We start from the raw sequence: 26,961 nt of genomic DNA on the forward strand, positions 1-26,961 counted from the left end.
CCTTAGCCGTTTTGGGCCTCGTCGCCGGCCAGCACATCGGACACCCGCTGGCGTGCACCAGCTAAGTGCTCCTCGCACCTTTTGGCGAGTTGCTCCCCTCTTTCCCACAGTCGCAGCGACGCATCGAGGTCCAATCCGCCCTGCTCCAGAAGCCGCACGACTTCCATCAGCTCGTCCCGGCAGGCTTCATAGCCAAGCTGACTGACAGGCACAGTTGCGTGGGTTCTGCCCGTGTCATCGCCGTTGGGGTCACAGACCATTGGTTTGTCCTTCACTGACCGCCGCTAGGGCTCCGTCGGCAACCCGCACGCGCAGCTTGGTGCCTTCCGGTGCGTCGTGGACCGACCGCAGCACCTGTGGTTCGGATCCGCCCTCGGGTCCCGTCTGAGCAACGGTCTGCACTATGGCATAGCCGCGGGCGAGCGTGGCGGCCGGGCCCAGCGTGGCCAGGCGTGCGGCCAGATGACCGATGCGTTCGGTCTCGGCGGCGACCATCAGGGTGAGGTTGCGACGAAGCGTCGAGCGGGCTCGGTGGACCTCCTCGGCGCGCACGCTGACCATCGTCATCGGATCGGCCAGCACCGGGCGGCTACGCAACTGCGCGACTGCCCGTTGCTCGCGGGAAACCCAGTTGCGCAACGCCTGGGCGCTGCGCCGGCGCAGATCGTCGATCAGCCGCTGCTCGGCTGCGGTGTCGGGAACCACTTTCTTGGCGGCGTCGGTGGGGGTGGCGGCGCGCAGGTCGACGACCAGATCGCACAGCGGATTGTCGGGTTCGTGACCGACGGCGCTGACCACGGGCGTACGGCAGGCCGCGATCGCGCGGCACAACGTCTCGTCAGAAAACGGCAGCAGGTCCTCGACGGAGCCGCCGCCCCGGGCCAGCACGATCACGTCGACGTCCGGGTCTCGATCGAGCTCGCGCAGCGCCTCGACGATCTGGCCGACGGCGTTGGGGCCCTGCACGGCGACGTTGCGGACGGCGAAACGTGCCGCTGGCCAGCGCGCCGAGGCCACCGTCGTAACGTCACGTTCGGCGGCACTCGCACGGCCGGTGATCAGACCGATCATGTTGGGCAGGTACGGGATCGGCCGCTTGAGGCGGGGGTCGAAGAGCCCCTCGGCGTCCAGCAGCCGGCGCAGCCGGTCGATGCGTGCCAGCAGCTCGCCGATGCCGACAGCGCGAATCTCGCTGAGCCGCAAGGAGAATGTGCCACGTCCGGTGTAGAACGAGGGCTTGCCGCAGACCACTACCTGAACGCCTTCGGCCAGCTTCACCGGCGCGGACAGCACCAGGTCGCGGGAACACGTCACGGTCAGCGACATGTCGGCCGCAGGATCGCGCAATACCATGAACACCGTCTTGGCGTCTGGGCGCATTGTGATCTGGGCCAATTGCCCCTCCACCCAGACCGCGCCCAGCTTGTCGATCCAGCCCGCGACCCGGATTGCCACCGCGCGAACCGGGAACGGATTCTCCGCCGAATTCTGGGTCACTTCGCAGTCGCGCGGGTGATCCTGTTGGCGAGCAGCGTCTGGAACGGGGCACGGGCCTTGGTGGCCTGCTCGTAGGCCAGCAGGGCCTCGAGCTCGGGGACATCGAGCGTGTGCAGCCTGGCCCGCAGCTGGGCCAGCGTCAGCGCCGGATAGTCGAGTTCGGCTGCCACCGCAGGCGTCGGAACTGTCGGCTTGGCCGCCGACTTGGGGTGCTTGGCGGTTTTGGGATTGGTCGAGCGATCCGCACTCATGGATGCTGTCGTCGTTTCCGGCGTATCGGATACCGAGTACAACGCGAACCGCCCGTCGGACCGGCGATCGTCGTTCTTGGCTTCGCTGGCACCCGACAAGCCGAGCAATGGAATCGAAGTCCCTTCGAGCGCGTCGGGCAAGTCCTCGTCGAATGTTGCCCACTCCGGCTTCTCGTCCTTGGGCGGAAACAGCGTCTCCAGGGTGTTGTCGCCCTTGATCACCAGTTCGGCCAGGCCCTGTTGGAATCGCATCACCACGTGCGCCGCCTGGCTGGCCAGGGTCATTGGGTACATCAGGATGGTTCGTGGCAGCTTCATCGTCTCCTCAACGGCGACTGTCGCCGCGCCGACCAATAGCCGAACCCCATACGGTGCAGTAGCCATGGATCCAAGACTGCCTCAAGCAGCGGCTAACTCCAAGCCGGTGGCCGTGAGCTGGCGGGTTCGTGTCGGCCCAAAGTACCCTGAATGCCATGGTTCCGACGGTCGACATGGGGATTCCCGGGGCTTCGGTATCGTCGCGATCGGTGGCCGACCGTCCCAACCGTAAGCGGGTGCTGCTGGCCGAGCCGCGTGGCTACTGCGCTGGCGTGGATCGGGCCGTCGAAACGGTCGAACGCGCGCTTCAAAAACACGGCCCGCCTGTCTACGTGCGTCACGAGATCGTGCATAACCGCCACGTGGTTGACACCCTGGCTAAGGCCGGTGCGGTTTTCGTCGAAGAGACCGAGCAGGTTCCCGAGGGAGCGATTGTGGTGTTCTCCGCGCACGGGGTCGCGCCTACGGTGCACGTCAGCGCCAGCGAGCGCAACCTGCAGGTCATTGACGCCACCTGCCCGCTGGTCACCAAGGTGCACAACGAGGCCAGGCGGTTCGCCCGGGACGACTACGACATCTTGCTGATCGGTCATGAGGGCCACGAGGAAGTCGTCGGTACTGCTGGGGAAGCTCCCGATCATGTGCAGCTGGTCGACGGGGTGGACGCCGTCGACCAGGTGACCGTCCGTGACGAGGACAAAGTGGTTTGGCTGTCGCAGACCACCCTGTCCGTCGATGAGACCATGGAGATTGTCGGGCGGTTGCGTCGGCGTTTCCCCAAGCTGCAGGATCCGCCCAGCGACGACATCTGCTATGCGACCCAGAATCGGCAGGTCGCGGTCAAGGCGATGGCGCCCGAGTGCGAGCTGGTCATCGTGGTCGGCTCGCGCAATTCGTCGAATTCGGTTCGGCTGGTCGAGGTGGCGCTGGGTGCCGGGGCGCGGGCCGCCCACCTGGTGGACTGGGCCGACGATATCGACTCGGCCTGGCTGGACGGCGTTACCACGGTCGGCGTTACGTCGGGGGCATCGGTCCCCGAGGTGCTGGTGCGCGGTGTGCTGGAGCGGCTGGCCGAATGCGGCTACGACATCGTGCAACCGGTGACAACGGCCAACGAGACGTTGGTGTTCGCATTGCCCCGGGAGCTCCGCTCACCTCGCTGAGCACATCCGCTCACGGTTAGACGTCGTATTCCCAGGATTCAGCCGGTGGTCTGCGCGGTGCCCGCGAACGATCCCGCCGATCGAACCGCTGCTCCTCGCGGTAGTTGTCCCGCCGCGCGTCGCGAGTAGCTGACCCACGGTAGCGGACCTGCGAGATCGGATGGTGTGTCGGGTTGGTTGGCTCGCTGGGACGGGCGCGTCGGCGTTGGGGCTCGTAGGTGGGCTGGTAGCGCGCATAGGGCTGGTATCGAGCACCCCGACGTTCGTACCGGTTGACGGGCTCGGCAGGCTCGGAGGGTTCGGACGGCTGGTAGCTGCGGTAAGAATCGAAGCGGCTGCTGCGCGGTGCCGGCCGTTCGTGGGCATTGCGGCGCGGGTGCGGATCATTCTGCGGCCTAGGGCGGCGGCGCGATCGACGCTCGGCTATGGGTTCGCGGTTGTCCTCCGACGGGGGTCGGGCGTGTCGGGAACGAGTACGGGCAGGCCGCTGGGCCGACCGCCGGCCGCCGTCGTCGTCCGAATCGCCGGTCATCAGCGAGCTGAGCTTCCTGGCGATGCTGTCGAACAGAGCCGTCCCGAGATACCACCTGACCAGTCCGATCAGCAGCACGCCGGCAGCCGTGCCCAGCATCAGCGGGAAACGTTCGATGAGCGGGTAGCCGCAGTTGATCAAGAGGTCTTTGAACTTGCCGATCGTGCCCCCGTGGAACAGCCAGTAGGCCCCGGGCACGGCGCAGAAAAGTATCAGTGGCGGCTGGACGAGCGCGGTGAACAGGTCCGACTGCCGGACGGCCAGGACCGCCCCCACGCAGCCGGCGATATAGCAGCCGGTAAAGACGAGGGTTAGCGCCTTGTGGCCCGATCCGGCGTCGATTGCATACCCGATCGCCGTCGCGGTGACGGCGATCAGGATGGCAGCCCACCACGGCACACCTGGGATGTGGGGGTGAATCGAGCGGTGACTTGCCTGTACCGCCGACCTCGCCCGCTGCGCTGACACACGTCGACCGTACCGGCAATGGCGCCGAAGGCGGCACCGCCTCGCCTTAAACTTGGCTCTCTGTGAGCTTGAGCCTGGGGATCGTGGGCCTGCCCAACGTCGGCAAGTCGACACTTTTCAACGCGCTGACCCGAAACAACGTGGTCGCGGCCAACTACCCGTTCGCGACGATCGAACCGAACGAAGGTGTCGTCTCCCTGCCCGATCCCCGCCTGGACAAGCTTGCTGAGCTTTTCGGATCGCAGCGAGTCGTACCCGCGCCGGTCACCTTCGTGGATATCGCCGGCCTGGTCAAGGGGGCGTCCGAGGGAGCCGGGCTGGGTAACAAGTTCCTGGCTCATATCCGCGAATGCGACGCCATTTGTCAGGTGGTGCGGGTGTTCGTCGACGACGACGTGACTCATGTCACCGGACGGGTCGATCCCCAGTCCGACATTGAGGTCGTCGAGACCGAGCTGATCCTGGCAGATCTGCAAACCCTGGAGCGGGCCACGGGCCGGCTGGAAAAGGAAGCGCGCACCAACAAGGCGCGCAAGCCGGTCTACGACGCGGCACTGCGTGCCCAGCAGGTGCTCGACGCCGGCAAGACGCTGTTCGCCGCGGGGGTGGATGCCGCCGCGTTGCGCGAGCTGAACCTGCTGACCACCAAGCCCTTCCTGTATGTGTTCAACGCCGACGAGGCGGTGCTCACCGACCCGGCGCGAGTCGGTGAGCTGCGCGCGTTGGTGGCGCCCGCCGATGCGGTGTTCCTGGACGCCGCCATCGAGTCGGAGTTGACCGAACTGGACGACGAGTCGGCCGCGGAGCTGCTGGAGTCCATCGGGCAGAGCGAGCGCGGGCTGGACGCGCTGGCCCGGGCGGGTTTTCACACCCTGAAGTTGCAGACCTTTTTGACCGCGGGCCCCAAGGAAGCGCGGGCGTGGACCATCCATCAAGGCGACACCGCGCCGAAGGCGGCCGGGGTGATCCACAGCGACTTCGAGAAGGGTTTCATCAAGGCCGAGATCGTGTCCTACGACGACCTGGTGGCCGCGGGTTCGATGGCGGCGGCCAAGGCGGCCGGCAAGGTCCGGATCGAAGGCAAGGACTACGTGATGGCCGACGGTGACGTAGTGGAGTTCCGATTCAACGTGTAGGCGGGAAAGCCGGGACGCAGCCAGAGCCCAGATCCCATGGCATCATTGCTTGCATCGAGTGATGCATGTATTGATGGGAGTTGGTGAATGAGGACGACGGTGACCGTTGACGACGCCTTGTTAGCCAAAGCGGCCGAATTGACTGGGGTGAAAGAGAAGTCGACGCTCCTGCGCGAGGGGTTGCAGACACTGGTCCGGGTGGAGAGCGCCCGGCGGTTGGCGGCTCTCGGCGGCACCGACCCGCAAGCTACCGCGGCGCCGAGACGCCGGACGTCGCCCCGGTGATCCTGGTCGACACTTCGGTATGGATTGAGCACCTGCGCGCCGCCGACGCGCGACTCGTCGAGCTGCTGGGCGATGACGAGGCCGGTTGCCATCCGCTCGTCATCGAGGAGCTGGCGCTTGGCTCGATCAAGCAGCGAGACGTTGTTCTCGATCTGTTGGCCAACCTCTACCAGTTTCCGGTGGTGACCCACGACGAAGTGTTGCGGCTTGTCGGTCGGCGGCGGTTGTGGGGTCGGGGACTCGGTGCCGTCGATGCCAACCTTCTTGGTTCGGTGGCTCTGGTTGGCGGCGCGCGACTATGGACGCGGGACAAGCGGTTGAAGGCGGCGTGCGCGGAAAGCGGTGTTGCGCTGGCTGAGGAAGTGTCCTGAGTTGTATACCGTCAGCGTTGCTGGGAGTAATCGACCCGGTGCCGCGTGGCGCATGTTCGGCCATGTTCATTGCCCGATTTGGCGCGATAGCGTGATTTATGTTGATTTGTTACATTCGCACTGAACCCTTCCGTATCTATTTTTATATTGTTGCGTGACATATCCGCTGTACGCGTGGGACGGGCCATTATTTGGATAATGCGTGATAAGCACCACAAGAATTGATTTCCTATGGATATTGTCGGTAGCGTTCGCGTCCATGATTGCTCTTGCAACGCTGTTGACGCTTATCAATCAACAAACTCCGGACTATGCCAGGGGCGCTCTCAGCCGCGCTGGCCGCGGCGGCGCCGGTCTGGCCGGCCCCTATAAGCGGCTGCCGCGGGTTCAGCACGTCCCTCTTAGCAAAAAGAAATCACCCAGTAATCGTCGGGAAATAGAGTGTACCCAAACCAATCCTTCCGTGGCGGAAATATTCTTGGCGCTTCTCCAACGCCTTCGCCAAATCGTTGTCCACGGAACGATTTCACTTATGCAAGCACGGCGCTGCCATACGGATGTGTAGTCGAATGGCCGACGAACCGCGCTTAGAAGCCGGCGCGCACCCCTTCGAAGAGGGCCGGGACAAGGCCCCCGAACTTCGTGCCACTCAGATGGACCATGTCCGGTTCACCGAAGGTCGGCGTGAACGTAACCGTGACCGGCTCGAGCGGAGCCAGCAGTTCCGCCAACCGGGTCGCTGACAGCGACCAACTCGTGTCCGTACTCCGGTGACACGTCAATCGACTGCGATATCGACGTCTGGCCGAACAAGAAACCGTTGACGGCGTTGCCCGGAGCCTGCAGAACCGCACCGGTGGCCCCCAACAGGTTCCCGCTATGCAGCGCACCGACAAATGCCGTGTTGCTGTCCTGCAACCCCCTGACCGTGCCCAGGGCACCCATACGTCATCGTCGAGCACACAGCGTAGCCGCCGGGCGCTCCGGCTCTGGGTGAAATGACGCTGGGGCCTCAAGGCCAGCACCGGTTACCCACTTCTCGGCCCCGGGAGCGCACCATGCGCACGGCGATGTCGCCCCGTCAGGCATGTGCCCAAACCGTGGACAACGCACGTTGTCACCGTTTATCGTGAGCGCAAAGTGGGAGTATGGAGTGTACGTGCCCGGCCCGGGTACCCTGAGCGGCAATGATCTTCATCGTCGTCAAGTTCGAGACCAAACCCGAGTGGACCGAGCGCTGGCCGGATTTGGTCGCATCGTTCACCGCGGCCACGCGTGCCGAAGAGGGCAACCTATGGTTCGAGTGGTCCCGCAGCCTCGACGACCCGGCCGAGTACGTCCTGGTCGAAGCCTTCCGTGACGGCGAGGCCGGCGGCGTACACGTCAACAGCGATCACTTCAGGCAGGCCATGCGGGAACTGCCGAAGGCACTGGCGTCCACCCCCAAGATCATCAGCCAAACCATCGATGCGACGGGTTGGTCGGCGATGGGGGAGATGACGGTCGGGTAACCGGCGAGGCCCGATCAGCCGCCCACGTCGACCGCGATTTCGTGACCCAGCCGATAACCCGGCGCCAGGGGCAGCGAGTCACCGCTCCAGAACTTGCCGGGGTCGAACCAGTGCGCGTCCTTGTCGGTGACCAGCAATCCCATTTCCTCATAGGTGATGGCCACCGTCTCCGCGCAATATGCCGTCGCCAGGCCCATCGTGCGCTGCTGTTGCTTACGTCGCTGGGTTTGTTCGCGCACCTTGCGGTCCAGCACCGGTATGCCGCGCAGCCAATCGTTGAGGGTCGGAAGCCGGCCGCGCAGCCACCGGCCGGTCAACCGGGCGGTGGTTGGGAAAGGCGTGCCGTTCATCCGCGCGATGACCCGCAGCAGTTTGTCCTCCTGGTCGCGGTTGGCGTGCGGTGTCAGTTGACGCAGCCAGCATCGTTGCCGATAACGGCCGGTCCACTGCCGCACGACTTGGCGGGCGTCGTTGAGCTGCACGCCGCGGTGGTTGGTGCCGGTCCACACGTCGAGCAGCTTGTCGCCCAGTTCGGCATGCCAGATCAGCGGCGGCAGGTCGTCGATGGCCACCGTCATGCCGACGTGGTTCACCGGGGCGTTCGTCAAGGTCTGGATCGCCCGGTCGGGTCGGGAACGGCCGCGAAACAGCCAGAGGTCGCCGGTGCGGGTTTCGTTCAGCGCTCGGTCCAGCGTTAGCGTGCTCGGGTCCACCCCATGAACCATAGGCGGATATAGCCTGTCGGGGTGCGCAACGTGTGGAAGTGGGTCGGGCTGGCCGGTGTCGCCGGCGTCGTCGCGGGTGGAGCCCTGGTGGCGCGCGATCAACGGAAACGACGTGCCTACACGCCCGACGAGGTGCGGGCCCGATTGCACCAGAGGCTGGCCGAATCCGACGTCGACGGTTATCAGTCCAGGTCCGGCCCGGGTGCCGCGTCGACCGAGGACTGGCGATAGCTGCCGAAACGGGTATCGGCACAGTCGCTGACGGCGTCGTGCACCGGTTCGCTTACCAGCGATCTGGCCGCCGACCGCTTGCCGCGCAACCCGAGCGGCCATTGCGACGTTGCGGCCGAACAGATCGTCACCGCGCCGCACCGAGCGCCCCGTGTGGATGCCGATCCGCACCCGAATTCCCTGGTTCCGCTTACGCTTTGCGCTCTTGCGCAGCGCGTCCTGGACGTCGATGCCGCACCGCACCGCCTGTTCGGCGCGGGAGAACGCGATCATGAACCCGTCACCCTGACTCGTGACCATGTGCCCGGACCAGCGCCGCACCAGCTCATGAACCAGCTTGTCATGCGCGCCAATCAACTTGACCCATGTGCGATCCCCGATTCGTTCGTCGAGCGCGGTGGACTCCTCGATGTCGGAGAACAGGATCACCACCCGGCCGTCCGGGGTTACCCGAGCCAGGTCGGGACGCTCTACCTCGGCCCAGTCGGCGGGGTCCTCGATGGAGCTGCGCACGGCCGCTCCGAACCCTTCTTTGCGCACCAGGTTCGCGGTCTGCCAGACCGTCTTTACCGCCTCACGACCACCCGACAGCATTGCGGGCGTCGAGCCGCTCCCGCGGTTGCTCGGTTTCCTGGCGTATCCGCCTCAGCCGGATGCGCATCGGGACGAGTCTGCCGGCCTCGATCGTGGCGATCCCGGCCAGGATGTAGACCGTGATCTGCAGCGCCGGGTTGTCGGGCCAATGGGCTAGGGTTGAGTTCGGCCGCCGCGGGAAAGCAAGTCTGGAGGTGCGGGTTTGGTTGACGGCGGAGGTGGCGCGTCAGATCTGTTGGTGATCTTCGGAATTACCGGTGACCTGGCCCGCAAGATGACCTTCCGCGCGTTGTATCGGCTCGAGCGCCACCAGTTGCTGGACTGCCCCATCCTGGGTGTGGCCAGTGACGACATGTCCGTCGGGCAGTTGGTCAAGTGGGCTCGCGAGTCCATCGGTCGTACCGAAAAGATCGACGATGCGGTGTTCGACCGGTTGGCGGGCCGGTTGTCCTACCTGCACGGTGACGTCACCGACAGCCAGCTCTACGATTCGCTGGCCGAACTGATTGGCTCGGCCTGTCGGCCGCTGTATTACCTGGAAATGCCGCCGGCGCTGTTCGCGCCGATTGTCGAAAATCTCGCGAACGTGCGGCTGTTGGAGCGCGCACGCGTTGCCGTGGAAAAGCCGTTCGGCCACGACCTGGCCTCCGCGCTCGAACTCAACGCCCGGCTGCGAGCGGTGTTGGGCGAAGACCAAATCCTGCGTGTGGACCACTTTCTGGGCAAGCAGCCCGTCGTCGAGCTGGAGTACCTGAGGTTCGCCAATCAGGCGTTAGCCGAGCTCTGGGATCGCAACAGCATCTCCGAGATCCACATCACCATGGCCGAGGACTTCGGGGTGGAGGACCGCGGCAAGTTTTACGACGCCGTCGGTGCCCTGCGTGACGTCGTGCAAAACCATCTGCTGCAGGTGCTGGCGCTGGTGACGATGGAACCGCCGGTCGGTTCCAGCGCCGATGACCTCAACGACAAGAAGGCCGAGGTCTTCCGGGCGATGGCGCCGCTGGATCCCGATCGGTGCGTGCGTGGGCAGTACCTCGGCTACACCGAAGTTGCGGGCGTAGCAAGCGATTCGGCGACCGAAACGTATGTCGCGCTGCGAACCGAGATCGACAACTGGCGCTGGGCCGGGGTGCCGATCTTCGTGCGGGCCGGAAAAGAGCTGCCCGCGAAGGTCACCGAAGTACGGCTATTTCTACGCCGAGTTCCGGCATTGGCCTTTCTGCCCAACCGCCGACCGGCCGAGCCCAACCAGATTGTGCTGCGTATCGACCCCGATCCGGGTATGCGACTGCAGATTTCGGCCCACACCGACGACTCGTGGCGAGATATCCACCTGGACTCCTCGTTCGCGGTGGACCTCGGTGAACCGATACGACCCTATGAGCGGCTGCTGTATGCCGGATTGGTCGGCGATCACCAGTTGTTCGCCCGCGAGGACAGCATCGAGCAGACGTGGCGGATCGTGCAGCCGCTGCTCGACAACCCGGGTGAAATCCATCGGTACGATCGCGGTTCCTGGGGTCCGGAAGCCGCGCAGTCGTTGCTGCGCGGTCACCGCGGTTGGCAGTCGCCGTGGCTGCCCCGCGGCACGGACGCATGAGTTCAAGGAGACGAAAAGGCGATGCAACTAGGAATGATCGGTCTGGGCCGGATGGGTGCGAATATCGTCCGACGCTTGGTCAAAGGTGGACACGACTGCGTGGTCTACGACCACGACCCCGACGCGGTCAAGGCGATGGCCGGGGAGGACCGGACCACCGGGGTGGCCTCGTTGCGTGAGTTGTCTCAGCGGCTCTCCGCCCCGCGAGTTGTCTGGGTGATGGTGCCCGCGGGGAACATCACCACCGCGGTGATCGAAGAGCTGGCCAACACGCTCGAGGCCGGCGACATTGTGATCGACGGTGGCAACACCTATTATCGCGACGATCTGCGGCACGAAAAGCTGTTGTTCAAGAAGGGAATTCACCTACTCGACTGTGGCACCAGCGGCGGTGTGTGGGGTCGGGAACGTGGCTACTGCCTGATGATCGGCGGGGATGGCGACGCGTTCGCGCGCGCGGAGCCGATCTTCGCCACCGTCGCGCCGGGGGTGGCGGCCGCCCCGCGCACCCCGGGCCGAGACGGTGAGGTCGCGCCATCGGAACAAGGCTATTTGCATTGTGGGCCTTGCGGTTCGGGTCACTTCGTGAAGATGGTCCACAACGGCATCGAATACGGGATGATGGCCTCCTTGGCGGAGGGATTGAACATCCTGCGCAATGCCGACGTCGGCACCCGCGTGCAACACGGTGACGCCGAAACCGCGCCGCTGCCGAATCCCGAGTGCTACCAGTACGACTTCGACATCCCGGAGGTCGCCGAGGTATGGCGGCGGGGCAGCGTGATCGGCTCCTGGCTGCTGGATTTGACCGCGATCGCGCTGCGCGAATCACCTGACCTAGCGGAATTCTCCGGACGGGTCTCCGACTCTGGCGAGGGCCGGTGGACCGCCATCGCGGCGATCGACGAGGGCGTGCCCGCGCCGGTGCTGACCACCGCGCTGCAGTCCCGCTTCGCCTCGCGTGACCTCGACGACTTCGCCAACAAGGCGCTGTCGGCGATGCGCAAGCAGTTCGGCGGACACGCCGAGAAACCGGCTAACTAAGTCGCCTGACGAAGTCCACCACGACGTCGGTGAACGCGTCGTTGTCGTCGCCGGCGGCGGTGCGCCCCGCGTTGGACAATTCGACGAACTCCGCGTTGGGCACCTTGGCCAGGAAGTCCCGGGCACCGTCGGAACTGACCACGTCGGACAGCTTTCCGCGAATCAACAGGACCGGGATCGTCAGGCCCATGGCAGCCCGTTCGAAGTTCTCGGTGTGCAGCTGCGGGTCGTGCCCCGGCGCGGTCATCATGGCCGGATCCCAGTGCCAGTGCCAGCGTCCGTCTCGCAGGCGCAGATTCCTCTTCAGGCCCTCGGGACTGCGCGGCTTGTCGCGGTGCGGCAGATACTCGGCGACTGCGTCGGCGGCCTCCTCGAGCGAACCGAAGCCGTCGATGTTGCCCAGCATGAAGTCCCGGATACGGGCGTTGCCCTCCTTCTCGTAACGCGGCACCACGTCGACCAATACCAGTCCGTTCACCGTCTGCGGACCGGCGCGCTCGGCGACCAGGATGCCAGTCAGTCCGCCCATGCTGGCCTCGACCACCACCACACGGCGGCCGATCGCCTCGACGACGTGTAGCACATCGGTGGTCGGGGTCTCCACGGCATAGTCGGCGCCGGGAGCGCGGTCGCTGTCACCGGGTCCGCGGGTGTCCAGCGCAACGACGTGGTGCCCCTCGTCGGCCAGGATCTGGCCGGTGTTTTTCCAGGAAAACCGGTTTTGGCCGCCACCGTGCAACATCAGGATCGTCGGCCGATCGGCCGCTGCGGCGCCCCGATTCCACTCGTCGGCGACCAGGGTAATCCCACGAGCACCGGAAAACGCGACCGCTTGGGGACTGCTGCTCACGGCGCTCACGGGTCCTGACGTTACCTTGCTGGGCACGCGCCAAATCGTCATCGCCGACCTGGAGGATGCGGTGATCAAGGTGCCCTAGCTACTGGCCTCTTGGGTTCCGCCGGTTACGTTGGACCATGCGGGCTGGACGCGGCGAACGGGAGTCAACATGGCGGACGACAATGGCTGAACCACACTGGATTGACGTGAAGGGTCCCAACGGCGACCTGAAAGCCTTGACCTGGGGGCCGGCCGGCGCGCCAGTTGCGTTGTGCTTGCACGGCTTTCCGGATACCGCCTACGGGTGGCGCAAGGTCGCACCCCGGCTGGCCGAGTCCGGCTGGCACGTCGTGGCGCCGTTCATGCGTGGTTATGCGCCGTCTTCGATTCCGGCCGACGGCAGCTATCACGTCGGTGCGTTGATGCACGACGCCCTGCGGGTGCGCTCGGCTGCCGGTGGCACCGAGCGCGATGTGATCATCGGCCACGACTGGGGCGCGATCGCCGCTACCGGCCTGGCCGCCATGCCCGACAGCCCGTTCGCCAAGGCGGTGATCATGTCGGTGCCGCCGTCGGCGGCATTTCGCCCGCTGGGCCGGGTGCCCGAGCGTGGCCGGTTGCTGCGTGAGTTGCCGCATCAGCTGCTGCGCAGCTGGTACATCCTGTACTTCCAGTTGCCCTGGCTGCCGGAGCGATCCGCCTCCTGGGTGGTGCCGCTGCTGTGGCGGCGTTGGTCGCCGGGCTATCACGCCGAGGAAGACCTGCGGCATGTCGACGCCGCGATCGGGACGCCGGAGGGCCGGCGGGCGGCCTTGGGACCGTATCGCGCCACCATGCGCAACACCCGGGCCCCGGCGGACTATGCCGACTTGAATCGGCTGTGGACCGAGGCGCCGAAGCTGCCGGTTCTGTACCTGCATGGCCACGACGATGGCTGTGCCACATCGGCATTCACTCATTGGACGGCAAGGGTGTTGCCCGCCGGCAGTGAGGTGGCCGTAGTGGAACACGCCGGGCACTTCTTGCAGCTCGAGCAGCCGGACAAGATTGCAGAGTTGATCGTGGCGTTCATTGGCTCACCCGGCTGAAGTCGTGGCCGGGCACCGGATGGCGGCCGTCGACGCGCAGTTCTACTGGATGTCGGCCAAAGTCCCCAACGACCAGTTCCTGCTGTATGCGTTCGATGGTGAACCCACCGATCTGGAACGTGCCGTCGCGCAGGTCTACCGTCGAGCCCGTGGGTGTCCGGGCTTAGGGATGCGAGTTCAGGACCGTGGTGCTCTGGCCTACCCGCAGTGGGTGCCCACACCCGTGCAACGTGACCAACTGGTCTGCCACGACCTGGCCGATCGCAGCTGGCAAGGTTGTCTGGCGGCCGTTGTCGGCCTCGCCGGCAAGCAGCTGGATATGCGCCGGATGCCCTGGCGGCTGCACGTGTTCACCCCGGTGCACGACGTTCCGGGCGTCAGCGGCCTCGGCACCGTCGCCGTCATGCAGTTCGCGCATGCGCTGGGCGACGGCGCGCGGGCTTCGGCGATGGCCGCGTGGCTGTTCGGCCGGCCGGCCGCGGTTCCCGAAATAGCCAGGTCGCGTGCGGGTTTCCTGCCGTGGCGGGCCGCCCATGCGGCCCGCGCTCATCTCCGACTGGTTCGTGATACCAATGCCGGGCTGGTAGCGCCAGGTGTCGGATCCCGGCCGCCGCTGTCCACGAATGCCCGCCCCGAAGGTGTCCGCGCGGTGCGCACCCTGCTGCGGCGGCGCTCGCAACTAGCCGGTCCCACGGTGACCGTCACGGTGCTCGCCGCGGTGTCCACCGGGCTGTTGGGTCTGCTTGGCGGGGATGTGGACACGCTAGGCGCCGAAGTACCCATGGCCAAACCGGGTGTGCCACGGTCATATAACCACTTCGGCAACGTTGTCGTTGGGCTGTACCCGCGGCTGGAGCCCGATGAGCGGGTGCGGCGGATCGCAACCGATTTGGCCAACGCCCGCCGTCGCTTTGAACATCCGGCGATGCTCTCCGCTGACCGGGCCTTTGCGGCGGTACCGGCGGCGCTGCTGCGTTGGGGCGTATCGCAGTTCGACGCTGAGGTGCGGCCGGTGCGGGTGGCCGGCAATACCGTGGTGTCCAGTGTTTATCGCGGGGCTGCCGATCTGAGCTTCGGGGACGCTCCGGTGGTGCTGACGGCCGGGTATCCGGCGCTGTCGCCGGCGATGGGTCTAACCCATGGCGTGCACGGCATCGGTGATACCGTCGCGATCAGTGTGCACGCGGCCGAGTCTGCGGTGTCTGACATCGACGCCTACATGCGGCTGCTGGACGCGGCTCTGCAGTGAAAACTACTGGGCATCACCGGATTTAGCCGCTTCGTCTCGTGTCAGCCCGACGGCCTGGATCAGCTCCTCGTGTAGTTCGAACCACACGGTGTGGTAGGAGTCGATGAGTGGGCGCGTCAGCCAGGCGATGTCGCCCGCTTTGACCTTGTCCAGCGCCGCACGCAATTTCACCGGGTACCTGCTCAACCGCGGCAGCTGCATGGCCACCGTACCGATGATCGGGCCCACCCGCCGGTGTACGCCATCGAGGCGGGACAGCACCGCGGCGTCGTATTCGGCGTCGTCGTGTGTGTTAGGCTTTTCGCCCTTGAGCTGCCAGTCGGTGACCAGCCTCTTGAAATCGGCGTTGACGGAACGGAAATCGCGGTAAGCGGCAGCCAGCACGGTCGAATCGGCCCGGTTGCGCTCCTCGGCAAGCAAGTCGTCGAGCCTCATCCGGCCGCTGGGACTGATCCGCAACGGCGTGGCGTCGACCAGGAGGCCGGCCGCGGTCAGCCTGTCGACGGTCGCGGCGACGTCGGCAAGGTCTTCACCCAAGGTCTGCGCCAGGTCGGTGGTGATCACCCGGCCCTTGAGCCGCACGGCCTGCAGTACCGTCAACTCGCTCATGAACTGATCCGTTGCGCGATGTCGGCCAGCTCGCGCAACTCCGGCGTGTCACTTTCCGACCAGGCAGACAATGCCAGAACGCCTTGGCGCACTTCGCCTTCATAGCCGTCGACGGTGATCTCCTTGCCGGCCAGTGCCGCCGCGACCCCGGGACCGCAACCCACCACGGCCACTCGACCAAGCTCGCGGCTAACCACCGCCGCATGACTGGCGGCACCCCCCACCTCGGTGACAATGCCTTGCGCGGCAAGCATGCCCATGACGTCCTCCGGTCTGGTGTGATCTCGCACCAAGATGACCGGCTCGCCCCGGTCCGCAGCGTCCAGCGCCTCGTCCACCTCGGTGTAGGCGGTCCCGGATACCACGCCCGGGCAAGCGGGCAGGCCCTTGGCCAAAAGCGGTGCGGCCAACCGTGTTTCCGGCTGCAGCGACGGCCGTAGCAAAGTCTCGATGTGCGTCGGAGTCACCCGGCGCAGTGTCTCGGTGTCGTCGATGAGTCCCTCGTGATGCAGTTGCAGCGCCAGTCGCACGGCGGCCTGCGCCGAGCGTTCCGCCCCGCGGGTCTGCAGCAGCCACAGCTGGCTGTCCTCCACGGTGAATTCGATCTCCTGGACGTCGCCTGCCATGCGCTCCAAACTGCGGGCGGCCGCCATCAGTTGGTCGTAGACGGCCGGCTGCTGGTCGCGCAGGGCGGTGATCGGTGCGACGGCGACCAATCCGGACACCACGTCGTCGCCTTGGCCGCCGGGTAGCCATTCGCCGAACGGTTCGTTGGCTCCGGTGATCGGGTTGCGTGAGGACAGCACCCCGGCGCCCGAGTTCGCGGTGAGGTTGCCGAATACCATCGCCTGCACCACCACCGCCGTACCGCCTTGGTCGTCGAGGCCGTGATGGTCGCGATAGGCAACGGCGCGAGGTGAGTTCCAGGAGGCGAATACCGCCTTGATGCTCGCGCGCAACTGGGCATACGGGTCGTCGGTAATGGGACCGGCGCTGCCGACGATGCGCCGATACATGCTGGTGAATCGCCGTCTGGTGTCGTGGGCGAAGTCGGCGGCACCCGGCCTGGCAAGTACTCGTTCGACCGCGTCGGTCATGCCCACGTCCAGAATCGTGTCCATCATGCCGGGCATCGACTGGGTGGCGCCCGAGCGCACGCTGACCAGCAGCGGATTCGGGCCACGGCCGAACGTGCACGAGGTTTCTGTTTCCAGCCAGCTCATCCGATCCAGCACGTCATCCCAGATCGCGGCGATCGTGGATTCGGGTGAGGCGAGATAGCGCACGCCCACCTCGGTGGTAATGCAGAATGCAGGCGGCACCGGCAGATGGTGCCGGCGCATCATGTCGATGCCGTGGCCTTTGTTGCCCAGGATCTCGCGTGGGTAGTTCGCGCCGCCGTCCAGCGCCACAACGGCGTTTTCGAGAGTTCCGTCGGGGCAACCATTGGCTCGGGTGATACGAGTCATGGGCACCCCTTGATGCTACTTATGGGCAACGCCAGACCGCCCACTGTGGGCCCACAGGGGGCGCCTTGGTCAGCGGTCGGACTACTCAGCTTGTGTCTGGTGTTGGGCCTTACCCATGCTGCGAGACAACGCCGGCTGCCGGTGATGGTGGCTGGCGGCGTGGACAGCGCACCGGCCCAACGGCTTGGTTCGACCGGCTCCCCCGCCTAACGCTACGGGTCGCCTTCGTCGTCTGCCAGGAGCTTTTCCGGGTGATGGAACGTATTGACTCGAGGTTGGCCGTGGTCGAGATGCGGCGGCGGTAGCCACTCGGTGTCGCCGTGGGCGTTCTTGCGGGTCGTCCAGCCACGTTCGGCTAACGGATGATGGCCACCGCAGCCGAGTGTCAGGTCATTGACGTCGGTGTTGCGGCACTGGGCGTACGGCGTGACATGATGGACTTCACAGTAATAGCCGGGCACGTCGCAACCAGGTGCGCTGCAGCCACTGTCCTTGGCGTACAACACAATTCGCTGCGCCGGGGAGGCCAGGCGCTTGGTGTGGTAGAGCGCCAGGGCCTTGCCTCGATCGAATATCGCGAGGTAGTGGTTTGCGTGGCGGGCCAGCCGGATCACATCCGATATGGGCAAGATCGTACCCCCGCCGGTGAGGCCCGCGCCGGCCGCGGCCTCCAAGTCCTTCAGCGTGGTGGTCACGATGATGCTGGCCGGTAATCCGTTGTGCTGGCCCAGATTGCCACTTGTCAACAAACTACGTAATCCGGCGTTGAGCGCGTCGTGGTTCCGCTGTGGGCAGCTGCGGGTGTCTCGCCGCGCCTGCTCCTTCGAGGGCGCGCCGTCCACACACGGTGCCTTCTGCTCGGGGTTGCACATACCCGGGGCGGCCAGCTTGGCCCACACCGCCTCGATAGTGGCGCGCAGCTCGGGGGTCACATATCCGCTGAGCCGCGACATCCCATCGACATCTTGCTTTCCTAACGTCAAGCCGCGGCGGCGGGCGCGGTCCTCGTCGGTGTAGTCGCCATCGGGGTTGAGGCAGTCCATGATCCGCGCGGCCAATTTGGCCAGCTGGTCGGGACGGTACTGGGTGGCCTGCTTAGCCAAGTCCCGTTCGGCCTTCTCCAGGGTCTTGAGGTCTACCCAGGATGGTAGGCGGTGCACGAAAGCACGGATTACTTCAACATGGCCGTCACCAATTAACTCGTGGCGCTGTGCCTTTGCGGTGGCGGTGAGTAGCGGTGGCAGCGGCTCGCCGGTCAGCGCACGGCGCTGGCCAAGGTCGGCGGCCTCGGCCACTCGCCGCTTGGCCTCGCTGCGGGTGATGCGCAACCGGTCGGCCAGCGTCAATCCCAGCTTGCCGCCCAGCTCCTCCTCGGTGGATTGTTCGCCGATCTGATTGATCAACGTGTGTTCGACGCTGGGCAGCTGGCGTCGCGCGGTCTCGCAGTGCTCCAGCAGCGCCAGGCGCTCCGGGGTGGTCAATGCGTCAAAGGTCAGCCCCAGCACGCGGGACAGCGCGGTAGCCAATGACGCGAAGGCCTCCGTGATCTCCTCCCGAGTGGAACACATGACTGAATGCTATGTGCAGGCACCGACAACAATGCTTGCCCAGAGCCTGCTGAAACCACAGTAATATAAGGGGTTTCGTTGTCTGCTGTGGCGTCGGGCGGTCAAACCGATTGCTCGGTCGACGAATAAGGCAAGCTGCTGCCCGCGTTCTCGTCGACCGCGACGCGACCACCGAGATAGGGGAACGCACGTTGGGCGCACGACGTTCGGTTGCAGATCTTGCAGCCCGCCCCGATCGGGACCGCCGTGCTCGGGTCGTCCAGGACGACACCGGTGGAGTAGACGAGTTTATGGGCGTGCGCGAGGTCGCAGCCCAGCCCGACCGCGAAGTTCTTGTGCGGGCCCAGATAACCGAGCCCGTCGGCAGCGGTGGTCTTGGCCACCCAGAAGTACGACCTGCCGTCGGGCATTTGCGCCACCTGGCGGACGATCCTCTCTGGCTGGGCGAACGCGTCGTGGACCACCCACAGCGGGCAGCTGCCGCCGACCCGGCTGAAGTGAAACGCCGTCGCGGACTGTCGCTTTGAGATGTTTCCGGCCTTGTCGGTGCGGACGAAGATGAACGGTATCCCTCGCTGCCGCGGGCGCTGCAGTGTGGAGAGCCGGTGGCAGACGGTTTCGAAGCCCACTCCGAACCGGCGGCCCAGCAGGTCGATGTCATAGCGTAACTGCTCTGCGGCACGGTGGAATTCGCGGTAGGGGAGCAGGAAGGCGCCGGCGAAGTAGTTGGCCAGTCCGATGCGCGCGACGCCGCGGGCTTCGGTGCTGAGCTGGTCATCGGTGGCCACGATCGACGAGATCAGGTCTGACTGGCCCACCAGCGCCAGTTGGGTGGCGATCTGGAAGGCGCGCTGTCCGGGCATCAGCCAGTGGGCGACCCGAAGGACCTTGGTGTCGGGGTGGTAGCGGCGCTTGGCGGTGTCGGGCAGATCGTCATCGATCACCACCGAGATGCCGAACCGGTCCCGCATCAGCTCGGCCAGCTGGATGTCCAATCCGCCGGTCCGCATCCCGCTTTCGGTAAACATCCGCTCCGCCGCCATGTCCAGGTCGTGGATGTAGTTGTTGCGGTCGTAGAAGAAGTCGCGGACCTCCTCGAACGGCATCGGCCGCGCGGGCGGTAGCTCGGTTTCGGCGGTCGCACGAGATCGGTAGCCCTCTAGTTCCTCGGTGGCGGCGCGCAACCGGCGGTGCACGGCAACCAGGCTGTGGCCGACCTCGGGCATCCGGGCGACGAATTCTTCGATCTGGGCGCCGCTGACCGCGTGCTCGACGCCGATGTCGGTGAAGACGTCGGACAGGTCGGCCACCAACCGTGCGTCGGAATCCGAGGAGAAATACTGCGCCGACAGGTCAAACCGCTCGGTAAGCAGAAGCAGCACGGGCACGGTGATGGGCCGCTGGTCATTCTCCAACTGGTTGACATAGCTTGTGGATAAGTCCAGGGCCTTGGCCAGCGCCACCTGGGTGAGCCCGCGCTCTTGACGTAACCGCCGCAGGCGGGCACCGGAAAACGTCCTCGAATACGTCCTAGCCACCGGTAAGACATTACTCCGCGTCATGTTCGCAAAATTTGCAAAATGTGCCGGGTCAGGACACAAAAGTACGCTTTTTCAGGGTCTTTTGTTGATATCCTGTGCTGCGTATGGTGCGGATTATGTTGATGCATGCGGTCCGGGCGCGGCGCAGCGCCGACGATTTCCCGCGCACCGAGCACATGGCCTACAAGATCGCCCAGGTGGCTGCCGATCCGGTTGACGTCGACCCGGAGGTAGCGGACATGGTGTGCAACCGCATCATCGACAACGCTGCGGTGAGCGCCGCATCAATGGTGCGCAGACCGGTCACCGTGGCCCGCCACCAGGCACTGGCGCATCCGGTGCGACACGGGGCGAAGGTATTTGGCGTCGAGGGCAGCTACTCGGCGGACTGGGCGGCCTGGGCCAACGGCGTCGCCGCGCGTGAACTTGACTTTCACGACACGTTTCTGGCCGCCGACTATTCGCACCCGGCGGACAACATACCCCCACTGGTGGCGGTCGCCCAGCAGCTCGGCGTGTGCGGCGCGGAGCTGATCCGCGGTCTGGTAACCGCCTATGAGATCCACATCGACCTAACCCGCGGAATCTGCTTGCACGAGCACAAGATCGACCATGTCGCCCACCTGGGCCCGGCGGTGGCCGCCGGCATCGGGACCATGCTGCGGCTCGACCAAGAGACCATCTACCACGCGATCGGCCAGGCCCTGCATCTGACCACCAGCACCCGTCAATCCCGCAAGGGCGCCATCTCCAGCTGGAAGGCGTTCGCGCCGGCGCATGCCGGCAAGGTCGGCATCGAGGCGGTCGATCGGGCGATGCGCGGCGAGGGCTCACCGGCTCCGATCTGGGAGGGCGAGGACGGGGTGATCGCCTGGCTGCTGGCCGGACCCGAGCACACCTACCGGGTGCCGTTGCCCGCACCTGGTGAACCCAAGCGCGCCATTCTGGACAGCTACACCAAGCAACACTCCGCGGAGTACCAGAGCCAGGCGCCGATCGACCTGGCCTGCCGGCTACGTGAGCGTATCGGCGATCTCGACCAGATCGCGTCGATCGTGCTGCACACCAGCCACCACACCCATGTAGTGATCGGAACGGGATCCGGCGATCCGCAGAAGTTCGACCCGGACGCGTCACGCGAAACCCTCGACCACTCGCTGCCCTACATCTTCGCCGTGGCACTGCAGGACGGCTGCTGGCACCACGAGCGCTCCTACGCGCCCGAGCGGGCGCGCCGTTCCGACACGGTGGCACTGTGGCACAAGATTTCCACCGTCGAGGATCCCGAGTGGACCCGCCGCTATCACTGCGCCGATCCGGCCAAAAAGGCGTTCGGGGCGCGCGCGGAGGTGACGCTGCACAGCGGTGAAGTGATCGTGGACGAACTGGCGGTGGCCGACGCCCATCCGCTGGGCACCCGGCCGTTCGAGCGCAAGCAGTACGTAGAGAAGTTCACCGAGCTCGCCGATGGTGTAGTGGAACCCGTTGAACAGCAAAGGTTCCTGGCCGTAGTAGAGAGTCTCGCCGATCTCGAGAGCGGTGCCGTGGGTGGGCTGAACGTGTTGGTCGATCCGCGGGTGCTGGACAAAGCGCCGGTGATTCCACCGGGAATCTTTCGATGACCGGGCCGCTCGCGGCGGCCAGGTCCGTCGCTGCCACGAAATCGATGACCGCGCCCACCGTTGATGAGCGGCCCGACATCAAAAAGGGCCTCGCCGGCGTGGTGGTGGACACCACCGCCATCTCCAAGGTGGTGCCGCAGACCAATTCGTTGACCTACCGGGGATATCCGGTCCAGGATCTGGCAGCCCGCTGCAGTTTCGAGCAGGTCGCCTTCCTGCTGTGGCGTGGTGAGTTGCCCACCGATGCCGAGCTGGCGTTGTTCAGCCAGCGCGAACGAGCCAGCCGTCGGGTGGACCGCTCGATGCTGTCATTGCTGGCCAAGCTGCCGGACAACTGCCACCCGATGGACGTGGTGCGCACCGCGATCAGCTATCTCGGTGCCGAGGACCCGGACGAGGACGACGCCGCGGCCAACCGGGCCAAGGCGATGCGCATGATGGCGGTGTTGCCGACGATCGTGGCGATCGACATGCGGCGCCGACGCGGGTTGCCCCCGATCGCACCGCACAGCGGGCTCGGTTATGCGCAGAACTTCCTGCACATGTGCTTCGGGGAGGTACCCGAAACCGCCGTCGTGTCGGCGTTCGAGCAGTCGATGATCCTCTACGCCGAGCACGGATTCAACGCGTCGACGTTCGCCGCCCGGGTGGTGACCTCGACCCAATCCGACATCTACAGCGCGGTGACCGGCGCGATCGGCGCCCTCAAGGGGCGGCTACACGGCGGCGCCAACGAAGCCGTCATGCACGACATGATCGAGATCGGCGATCCGGCCAACGCGCGGGAGTGGTTGCGCGCCAAGCTCGCCCGCAAGGAAAAGATCATGGGCTTCGGGCATCGGGTGTACCGGCACGGCGACTCCCGGGTGCCGACCATGAAACGGGCGCTGGAGCGCGTGGGGACCGTTCGCGACGGCCAGCGATGGCTGGACATCTACCAGGTGTTAGCGGCCGAGATGGCGTCGGCCACCGGGATCTTGCCCAACCTCGATTTTCCGACCGGGCCCGCGTACTACCTGATGGGATTCGACATCGCCAGCTTCACCCCGATCTTCGTGATGAGTAGGATCACCGGCTGGACCGCACACATCATGGAACAGGCCACGGCCAACGCGCTGATCCGGCCGCTGAGCGCATATTGCGGGCACGAGCAGCGGGTGTTACCGGGCACCTTCTAGTCTTATGGGCCATGGGATTTCTCCAGCCCCGACTTCCCGACATCGACCTGGCCGAATGGAGCCAGGGCTCCCGCAGCCAGAAGATCCGGCCGATGGCCCAGCATTGGGCCGAGGTGGGTTTTGGCACTCCGGTGCTGCTGCACCTGTTTTACGTCGCCAAGATCCTGTTGTACGTCCTTGTCGGCTGGCTGATCGTGTTGACCACCAAGGGGATTGATGGATTCACCGATGCGGCAGCGTGGTACGCCGAGCCGATCGTGTTCGAGAAGGTCGTGCTCTACACCATGCTGTTCGAGGTGATAGGGCTGGGCTGCGGCTTTGGGCCGCTGAACAACCGATTCTTCCCGCCGATGGGCTCGATCCTGTACTGGATGAGGTTCGGCACCATCCGGCTGCCGCCGTGGCCGGATCGAGTGCCGTGGACCCGCGGCACCAAGCGCAAGCCGGTGGACGTTGCCCTCTACGCACTGCTGGTGATGATGTTGCTGTCGGCGCTGTTCACCGATGGCGCCGGCCCCATACCGGAGCTGGGCACCACGGTCGGGCTGCTGCCCGCCTGGCAGATCGTGCTGATCCTGCTGCTTCTCGGTGTGCTGGGCCTGCGCGACAAGGTGATCTTCCTGGCCGCCCGCGGCGAGGTCTACGCGACGCTGACGGTGACGTTTTTGTTCGGCCGCTTGAACGGTATAGACATGATCGTGGCCGCCAAACTGGTGTTCCTGGTGATCTGGATCGGTGCGGCGACATCGAAACTCAACCGGCACTTCCCTTTTGTGATCTCCACGATGATGTCCAACAACCCGCTGTTTCGGCCGCGGTTCATCAAGCGGATGTTTTTCAAGAAGTTCCCCGGCGACCTGCGGCCCGGGCTGTTGTCGCGGATTGTCGCCCACGTCAGCACTGTTATCGAGATGTGTGTGCCCGTGGTGTTGTTCGTTGCGCACGGCGGTTGGCCGACGGTGGTGGCCGCGACGATCATGGTCTGCTTTCACCTGGGGATTCTGACGGCCATCCCGATGGGGGTGCCGCTGGAGTGGAACGTGTTCATGATCTTCGGCGTCCTGTCGCTGTTCGTCGGCCACGCCTGCCTCGGGTTAGCGGACGTGAAAAACCCGGTGCCGCTGGCGATCCTGATCGCCGTTGTCGCGGGAATCGTCATTGCGGGCAACGTGTTTCCCCGCAAGATCTCGTTTCTAGCCGCCATGCGCTATTACGCCGGCAACTGGGATACCACGCTGTGGTGCATCAAGCCCTCCGCGGAGGACAAGATCAACCGGGGCATCGTCGCGATCGCCAGCATGCCGGCCGCTCAGCTGGAGCGCTTCTACGGCAAGGACCGAGCCCAGATCCCGATGTATCTGGGATACGCGTTTCGTGCGATGAACTCCCATGGCAGGGCGCTATTTACGCTGGCGCATCGGGCGATGGCCGGCCATGACGAAGACGACTACGTCATCACCGACGGCGAACGGGTCTGCAGCACTGCCGTCGGCTGGAACTTCGGCGACGGCCACCTGCACAACGAGCAACTGATCGCGGCGATGCAACAGCGGTGCGGCTTCCAACCCGGTGAGGTGCGGGTGGTGCTGCTCGACGCGCAGCCCATCCATCGGCAAACCCAGGAGTACCGGTTGGTAGACGCGGCGACCGGGGAGTTCGAGCGCGGCTATGTCCGGGTGGCCGACATGGTGACCCGGCAGCCCTGGGACGACGACGTGCCGGTCCACGTGCTGCCGGGCTAGCTGCTCGTCAGCTAGCCCGCGCGCACCTCCCGGGCGGCGGCGACCATGTTGTGCAGCGACGCGGTCACCTCGTCGACATTGCGGGTCTTCAGTCCGCAGTCGGGGTTGACCCACAACCGCTCGGCCGGCACCGCTCGCAACGCGGCCCGCAACGAGTCGGCCATCTCCTCAGCGGTGGGCACCCGCGGCGAGTGAATGTCATAGACGCCCGGGCCCACACCGTTGGCGAAGCCGATCGCGTTCAGGTCGTCGAGCACCTCCATGTGTGACCGGGCCGCCTCGATGGACGTGACGTCCGCGTCCAGATCGGCGATCGCGCCGATCACCTCGCCGAACTCCGAGTAGCACAGATGCGTGTGGATCTGAGTGGCGTCCGAGACGCCGGAGGTGGCCAACCGGAAAGCCCCTACCGCCCAACGCAAGTACTCGGCCTGGTCGGCGCGACGCAGCGGCAGCAGTTCACGCAGCGCAGGCTCGTCGACCTGGATGACCGCGATGCCGGCGGACTGCAAATCCACGGTCTCGTCGCGAATCGCCAGCGCCACCTGGTTGGCGGTATCGGCCAACGGCTGGTCGTCACGCACGAACGACCACGCCAGAATCGTCACCGGCCCGGTCAACATGCCCTTCACCGGTTTGTCGGTCAGCGACTGCGCGTAGGTGATCCACTCGACCGTCATCGCCCGCGGCCGGGACACGTCGCCGTACAGGATCGGCGGACGCACACAGCGGCTGCCGTAGGACTGCACCCAGCCGTTCTGGGTAGCGAAGAAACCCGCCAATTGCTCGGCGAAGTACTGCACCATGTCGTTGCGCTCCGGTTCGCCGTGCACCAGCACGTCGAGCCCGAGCCGCTCCTGTAGCGCGATCACCTCGGTGATCTCTTGCCGCATCCGGCGCACGTACTCGGCCTCGTCGATCTCACCGGCCCGCAGCGCCGCACGCGCAACGCGGATCGCCGAGGTCTGCGGGTAGGAGCCGATCGTCGTGGTCGGCAGCGGCGGCAGGTGCAGTCGCGCGTCTTGGCTGGCGCGGCGCTGGGCGGCATTGCCGCGGTGGGCTCCGGACGCGACGATCGCCTCGATGCGCGCCCGGATTTGCCCATTGTGTAACCGCGGGTCGCGCTTGCGGGACGCGATGGCGGCGCGGGACGACGCGATCTCGTCGGCGACCGCGTCGTGTCCGTCGCGCAGGGCACGCGCGAGAACGACGACTTCGCGCACCTTTTCGGCACCGAACGCCAGCCAGCTCCGCAACGCGTCATCCAGGTCGGTTTCCGGTTCCAGCGAGTACGGCACGTGCAGTGTCGAGCACGACGTCGAGACGGCCACGGTAGCCGCCGAACCCAGCAGGGTCGCCAACGTGCCCAACGCCGCCTCCAGGTCGGTGCGCCAGACGTTGCGCCCGTCGACGACCCCGGCCACCAGCGTCTTGCCGGCCAGCTCGGGTACCCCGGCCACCGAGGTGTCGGCACCGGCCACCAGGTCGACGCCGATGGCTTCGACCGGGGTGCGAGCCAGCGCCGGTAGGGCCGCGCCCGGGTCCCCGAAGTAGGTGGCGACATAGATCGCAGGCCGGTTGCTCACCGAGCACAGCGCGGTGTACACCGCTTCAGCCAGGGCGGGCGCGTCGGGGGAGAGGTCGGTCACCAGCGCCGGCTCGTCGAACTGCACCCACTGGGCGCCGCCGTCGGCAAGCAGCGACAGCAGCTCCGAATAGACCGGAACCAACTCTTCGAGGCGTTCGATCGGCGCCCCCGCGCCGTCGACGGCCTTGCTCAGCAGCAGGAAGGTGATCGGCCCGATGATCACCGGACGTGCGGGAATGCCTTGCCCTAACGCCTCTTTGAGTTCGGCGAGCACCTTGCCGGGGTGCAGCGTGAACGTGGTCGACGGCCCGATCTCGGGTACCAGGTAGTGGTAGTTGGTGTCGAACCACTTCGTCATCTCCAGCGGCGCGATCTGGTCGGTGCCCCGCGCCGCGGCGAAATAGCGGTCCAGCCCGTCGGAAACCGGGCTCACTCGGGGCGGCAGCGCGCCGAGCAGCACCGCGGTATCGAGCATTTGGTCGTAGTAGGAGAAGGTGTTCACCGGCACCGAGTCCAGACCGGCCGCGGCCAGGGCCGACCAGGTGTCGCGGCGTAACGTGGCGGCGACGGCCTCCAGCTCGGATCGGCTGGTGCGTCCGGCCCAGTAGCCTTCGGTGGCGCGCTTGAGTTCGCGACGCGGGCCGATGCGCGGGGAGCCGGTGATGGTTGCGGTAAAGGGTTGACGACGTACAGGCTGGGTCACGTGCTGTCCTTCGATCGACGGGTGGTTCACCGCCCGC

At 65.8% G+C, this 26,961-nt stretch carries 26 protein-coding genes and 2 pseudogenes; 15 read left to right on the forward strand and 13 right to left on the reverse strand.

Annotation, left to right across the window (positions count from 1 at the left end; translation table 11 throughout):
• Positions 1-2 precede the first annotated feature (2 nt).
• From MCAN_RS05905 to MCAN_RS05915, 3 genes are read right to left on the reverse strand one after another with little or no spacing between them, the layout of a single operon-like run.
• On the reverse strand, positions 3-260 hold the full coding sequence (locus tag MCAN_RS05905; protein ID WP_003405844.1) for an exodeoxyribonuclease VII small subunit: 258 nt from the start codon (positions 258-260) through the stop codon (positions 3-5).
• Positions 250-1,497: an exodeoxyribonuclease VII large subunit gene (xseA, locus tag MCAN_RS05910; RefSeq protein ID WP_003405846.1), complete on the reverse strand. Its 1,248-nt coding sequence runs from the start codon at positions 1,495-1,497 to the stop codon at positions 250-252. Before xseA ends, MCAN_RS05905 begins: the two co-directional genes overlap by 11 nt.
• On the reverse strand, positions 1,494-2,132 hold the full coding sequence (locus MCAN_RS05915) for a lipid droplet-associated protein (RefSeq protein WP_014000611.1): 639 nt from the start codon (positions 2,130-2,132) through the stop codon (positions 1,494-1,496). The genes xseA and MCAN_RS05915 overlap by 4 nt, the downstream gene beginning before the upstream one ends.
• An 89-nt stretch (positions 2,133-2,221) precedes the next feature.
• On the opposite strand from MCAN_RS05915, the gene MCAN_RS05920 reads away from it, so the two are divergent.
• On the forward strand, positions 2,222-3,229 hold the full coding sequence (locus MCAN_RS05920) for a 4-hydroxy-3-methylbut-2-enyl diphosphate reductase (protein WP_003405853.1): 1,008 nt from the start codon (positions 2,222-2,224) through the stop codon (positions 3,227-3,229).
• A gap of 16 nt (positions 3,230-3,245) precedes the next feature.
• Here the strand turns inward: MCAN_RS05920 and MCAN_RS05925 are convergent, their stop codons facing one another.
• Positions 3,246-4,229: a DUF6542 domain-containing protein gene (locus MCAN_RS05925; RefSeq protein WP_014000612.1), complete on the reverse strand. Its 984-nt coding sequence runs from the start codon at positions 4,227-4,229 to the stop codon at positions 3,246-3,248.
• Positions 4,230-4,291: 62 nt separating this feature from the next.
• Between MCAN_RS05925 and ychF the strand changes: the two genes are divergently transcribed.
• From ychF to MCAN_RS05945, 5 genes and pseudogenes are all read left to right on the forward strand, one after another.
• Positions 4,292-5,365 carry a redox-regulated ATPase YchF gene (ychF, locus tag MCAN_RS05930; RefSeq protein ID WP_003898732.1) on the forward strand — a complete coding sequence of 358 codons (1,074 nt, stop codon included), beginning with the start codon at positions 4,292-4,294 and terminating at the stop codon, positions 5,363-5,365.
• A gap of 87 nt (positions 5,366-5,452) precedes the next feature.
• The gene (locus tag MCAN_RS05935; RefSeq protein WP_003405863.1) at positions 5,453-5,650 is read left to right on the forward strand and encodes a type II toxin-antitoxin system VapB family antitoxin; all 198 of its coding nucleotides are present in this window, start codon (positions 5,453-5,455) and stop codon (positions 5,648-5,650) included.
• Complete coding sequence (locus tag MCAN_RS05940) at positions 5,647-6,021, forward strand: type II toxin-antitoxin system VapC family toxin (protein ID WP_003405865.1); 375 nt, start codon at positions 5,647-5,649, stop codon at positions 6,019-6,021. The genes MCAN_RS05935 and MCAN_RS05940 overlap by 4 nt, the downstream gene beginning before the upstream one ends.
• 296 nt (positions 6,022-6,317) lie before the next feature.
• Positions 6,318-6,461: pseudogene (locus MCAN_RS24095) on the forward strand (hypothetical protein); the annotation flags it as partial.
• 117 nt (positions 6,462-6,578) lie between these two features.
• Positions 6,579-6,764 carry a hypothetical protein gene (locus tag MCAN_RS05945; protein WP_003901093.1) on the forward strand — a complete coding sequence of 62 codons (186 nt, stop codon included), beginning with the start codon at positions 6,579-6,581 and terminating at the stop codon, positions 6,762-6,764.
• Here MCAN_RS05945 and MCAN_RS05950 read toward each other — a convergent pair.
• Complete coding sequence (locus tag MCAN_RS05950; protein ID WP_014000614.1) at positions 6,691-6,966, reverse strand: hypothetical protein; 276 nt, start codon at positions 6,964-6,966, stop codon at positions 6,691-6,693. The two genes, MCAN_RS05945 and MCAN_RS05950, sit on opposite strands and share 74 nt — an antisense overlap.
• A gap of 242 nt (positions 6,967-7,208) precedes the next feature.
• Between MCAN_RS05950 and MCAN_RS05955 the strand changes: the two genes are divergently transcribed.
• Positions 7,209-7,532: a putative quinol monooxygenase gene (locus MCAN_RS05955; protein WP_014000615.1), complete on the forward strand. Its 324-nt coding sequence runs from the start codon at positions 7,209-7,211 to the stop codon at positions 7,530-7,532.
• A 14-nt stretch (positions 7,533-7,546) separates the two neighbouring features.
• On the opposite strand, the gene MCAN_RS05960 is transcribed toward MCAN_RS05955, so the two are convergent.
• Entirely contained in the window at positions 7,547-8,257 is a 711-nt protein-coding gene (locus tag MCAN_RS05960; RefSeq protein ID WP_174887874.1) for a guanylate cyclase, read from the reverse strand.
• 21 nt (positions 8,258-8,278) lie between these two features.
• On the opposite strand from MCAN_RS05960, the gene MCAN_RS23050 reads away from it, so the two are divergent.
• Positions 8,279-8,488: a hypothetical protein gene (locus MCAN_RS23050; RefSeq protein WP_174887875.1), complete on the forward strand. Its 210-nt coding sequence runs from the start codon at positions 8,279-8,281 to the stop codon at positions 8,486-8,488.
• On the opposite strand, the pseudogene MCAN_RS05970 reads toward MCAN_RS23050, so the two are convergent.
• Positions 8,440-9,212: pseudogene (locus tag MCAN_RS05970) on the reverse strand (adenylate/guanylate cyclase domain-containing protein). The gene MCAN_RS23050 and the pseudogene MCAN_RS05970 sit on opposite strands and share 49 nt — an antisense overlap.
• A gap of 72 nt (positions 9,213-9,284) precedes the next feature.
• Here MCAN_RS05970 and MCAN_RS05975 point away from each other — a divergent pair.
• Complete coding sequence (locus MCAN_RS05975; protein WP_003898735.1) at positions 9,285-10,685, forward strand: glucose-6-phosphate dehydrogenase; 1,401 nt, start codon at positions 9,285-9,287, stop codon at positions 10,683-10,685.
• 21 nt (positions 10,686-10,706) lie between these two features.
• Positions 10,707-11,729, forward strand: a complete 1,023-nt coding sequence (gnd, locus tag MCAN_RS05980; RefSeq protein ID WP_014000617.1) for a phosphogluconate dehydrogenase (NAD(+)-dependent, decarboxylating) — start codon at positions 10,707-10,709, stop codon at positions 11,727-11,729.
• Here gnd and MCAN_RS05985 read toward each other — a convergent pair.
• Positions 11,722-12,588 (reverse strand): alpha/beta fold hydrolase, encoded by an 867-nt coding sequence (locus MCAN_RS05985; RefSeq protein WP_015288000.1) that lies wholly within the window; start codon positions 12,586-12,588, stop codon positions 11,722-11,724. The two genes, gnd and MCAN_RS05985, sit on opposite strands and share 8 nt — an antisense overlap.
• 161 nt (positions 12,589-12,749) lie before the next feature.
• Here MCAN_RS05985 and MCAN_RS05990 point away from each other — a divergent pair, with 161 nt between their 5' ends.
• Positions 12,750-13,655, forward strand: a complete 906-nt coding sequence (locus MCAN_RS05990; protein ID WP_003911402.1) for an alpha/beta fold hydrolase — start codon at positions 12,750-12,752, stop codon at positions 13,653-13,655.
• A gap of 4 nt (positions 13,656-13,659) precedes the next feature.
• A complete protein-coding gene (locus MCAN_RS05995) occupies positions 13,660-14,904 on the forward strand; it encodes a WS/DGAT domain-containing protein (RefSeq protein ID WP_003901095.1) in 1,245 nt (414 codons plus the stop codon).
• 3 nt (positions 14,905-14,907) lie between these two features.
• On the opposite strand, the gene MCAN_RS06000 is transcribed toward MCAN_RS05995, so the two are convergent.
• The 4 genes from MCAN_RS06000 to MCAN_RS06015 form a co-directional block, all read right to left on the reverse strand.
• Positions 14,908-15,513, reverse strand: coding sequence for a hypothetical protein (locus MCAN_RS06000; protein ID WP_003405892.1), 606 nt, complete (start codon positions 15,511-15,513; stop codon positions 14,908-14,910).
• On the reverse strand, positions 15,510-16,982 hold the full coding sequence (locus MCAN_RS06005) for a pyruvate, phosphate dikinase (RefSeq protein WP_014000619.1): 1,473 nt from the start codon (positions 16,980-16,982) through the stop codon (positions 15,510-15,512). Before MCAN_RS06005 ends, MCAN_RS06000 begins: the two co-directional genes overlap by 4 nt.
• A gap of 212 nt (positions 16,983-17,194) precedes the next feature.
• Positions 17,195-18,550: an HNH endonuclease signature motif containing protein gene (locus MCAN_RS06010; protein ID WP_014000620.1), complete on the reverse strand. Its 1,356-nt coding sequence runs from the start codon at positions 18,548-18,550 to the stop codon at positions 17,195-17,197.
• 101 nt (positions 18,551-18,651) lie between these two features.
• Complete coding sequence (locus tag MCAN_RS06015; protein WP_014000621.1) at positions 18,652-20,112, reverse strand: short-chain fatty acyl-CoA regulator family protein; 1,461 nt, start codon at positions 20,110-20,112, stop codon at positions 18,652-18,654.
• A 95-nt stretch (positions 20,113-20,207) separates the two neighbouring features.
• Between MCAN_RS06015 and prpD the strand changes: the two genes are divergently transcribed.
• Genes prpD through MCAN_RS06030 form a run of 3 tightly spaced genes read left to right on the forward strand, consistent with a single transcriptional unit; the run spans position 20,208 to position 24,633 of the window.
• Positions 20,208-21,713: a 2-methylcitrate dehydratase PrpD gene (prpD, locus tag MCAN_RS06020; RefSeq protein WP_015288002.1), complete on the forward strand. Its 1,506-nt coding sequence runs from the start codon at positions 20,208-20,210 to the stop codon at positions 21,711-21,713.
• On the forward strand, positions 21,710-22,891 hold the full coding sequence (locus tag MCAN_RS06025) for a bifunctional 2-methylcitrate synthase/citrate synthase (protein ID WP_003405909.1): 1,182 nt from the start codon (positions 21,710-21,712) through the stop codon (positions 22,889-22,891). Before prpD ends, MCAN_RS06025 begins: the two co-directional genes overlap by 4 nt.
• Before the next feature lie 11 nt (positions 22,892-22,902).
• A complete protein-coding gene (locus MCAN_RS06030; RefSeq protein WP_014000622.1) occupies positions 22,903-24,633 on the forward strand; it encodes a DUF3556 domain-containing protein in 1,731 nt (576 codons plus the stop codon).
• 11 nt (positions 24,634-24,644) lie between these two features.
• Here the strand turns inward: MCAN_RS06030 and metE are convergent, their stop codons facing one another.
• A complete protein-coding gene (gene metE / locus MCAN_RS06035) occupies positions 24,645-26,924 on the reverse strand; it encodes a 5-methyltetrahydropteroyltriglutamate--homocysteine S-methyltransferase (RefSeq protein WP_014000623.1) in 2,280 nt (759 codons plus the stop codon).
• Positions 26,925-26,961 lie beyond the last annotated feature (37 nt).

The organism is Mycobacterium canetti CIPT 140010059 (assembly GCF_000253375.1).
GTDB lineage: Bacteria > Actinomycetota > Actinomycetes > Mycobacteriales > Mycobacteriaceae > Mycobacterium > Mycobacterium tuberculosis.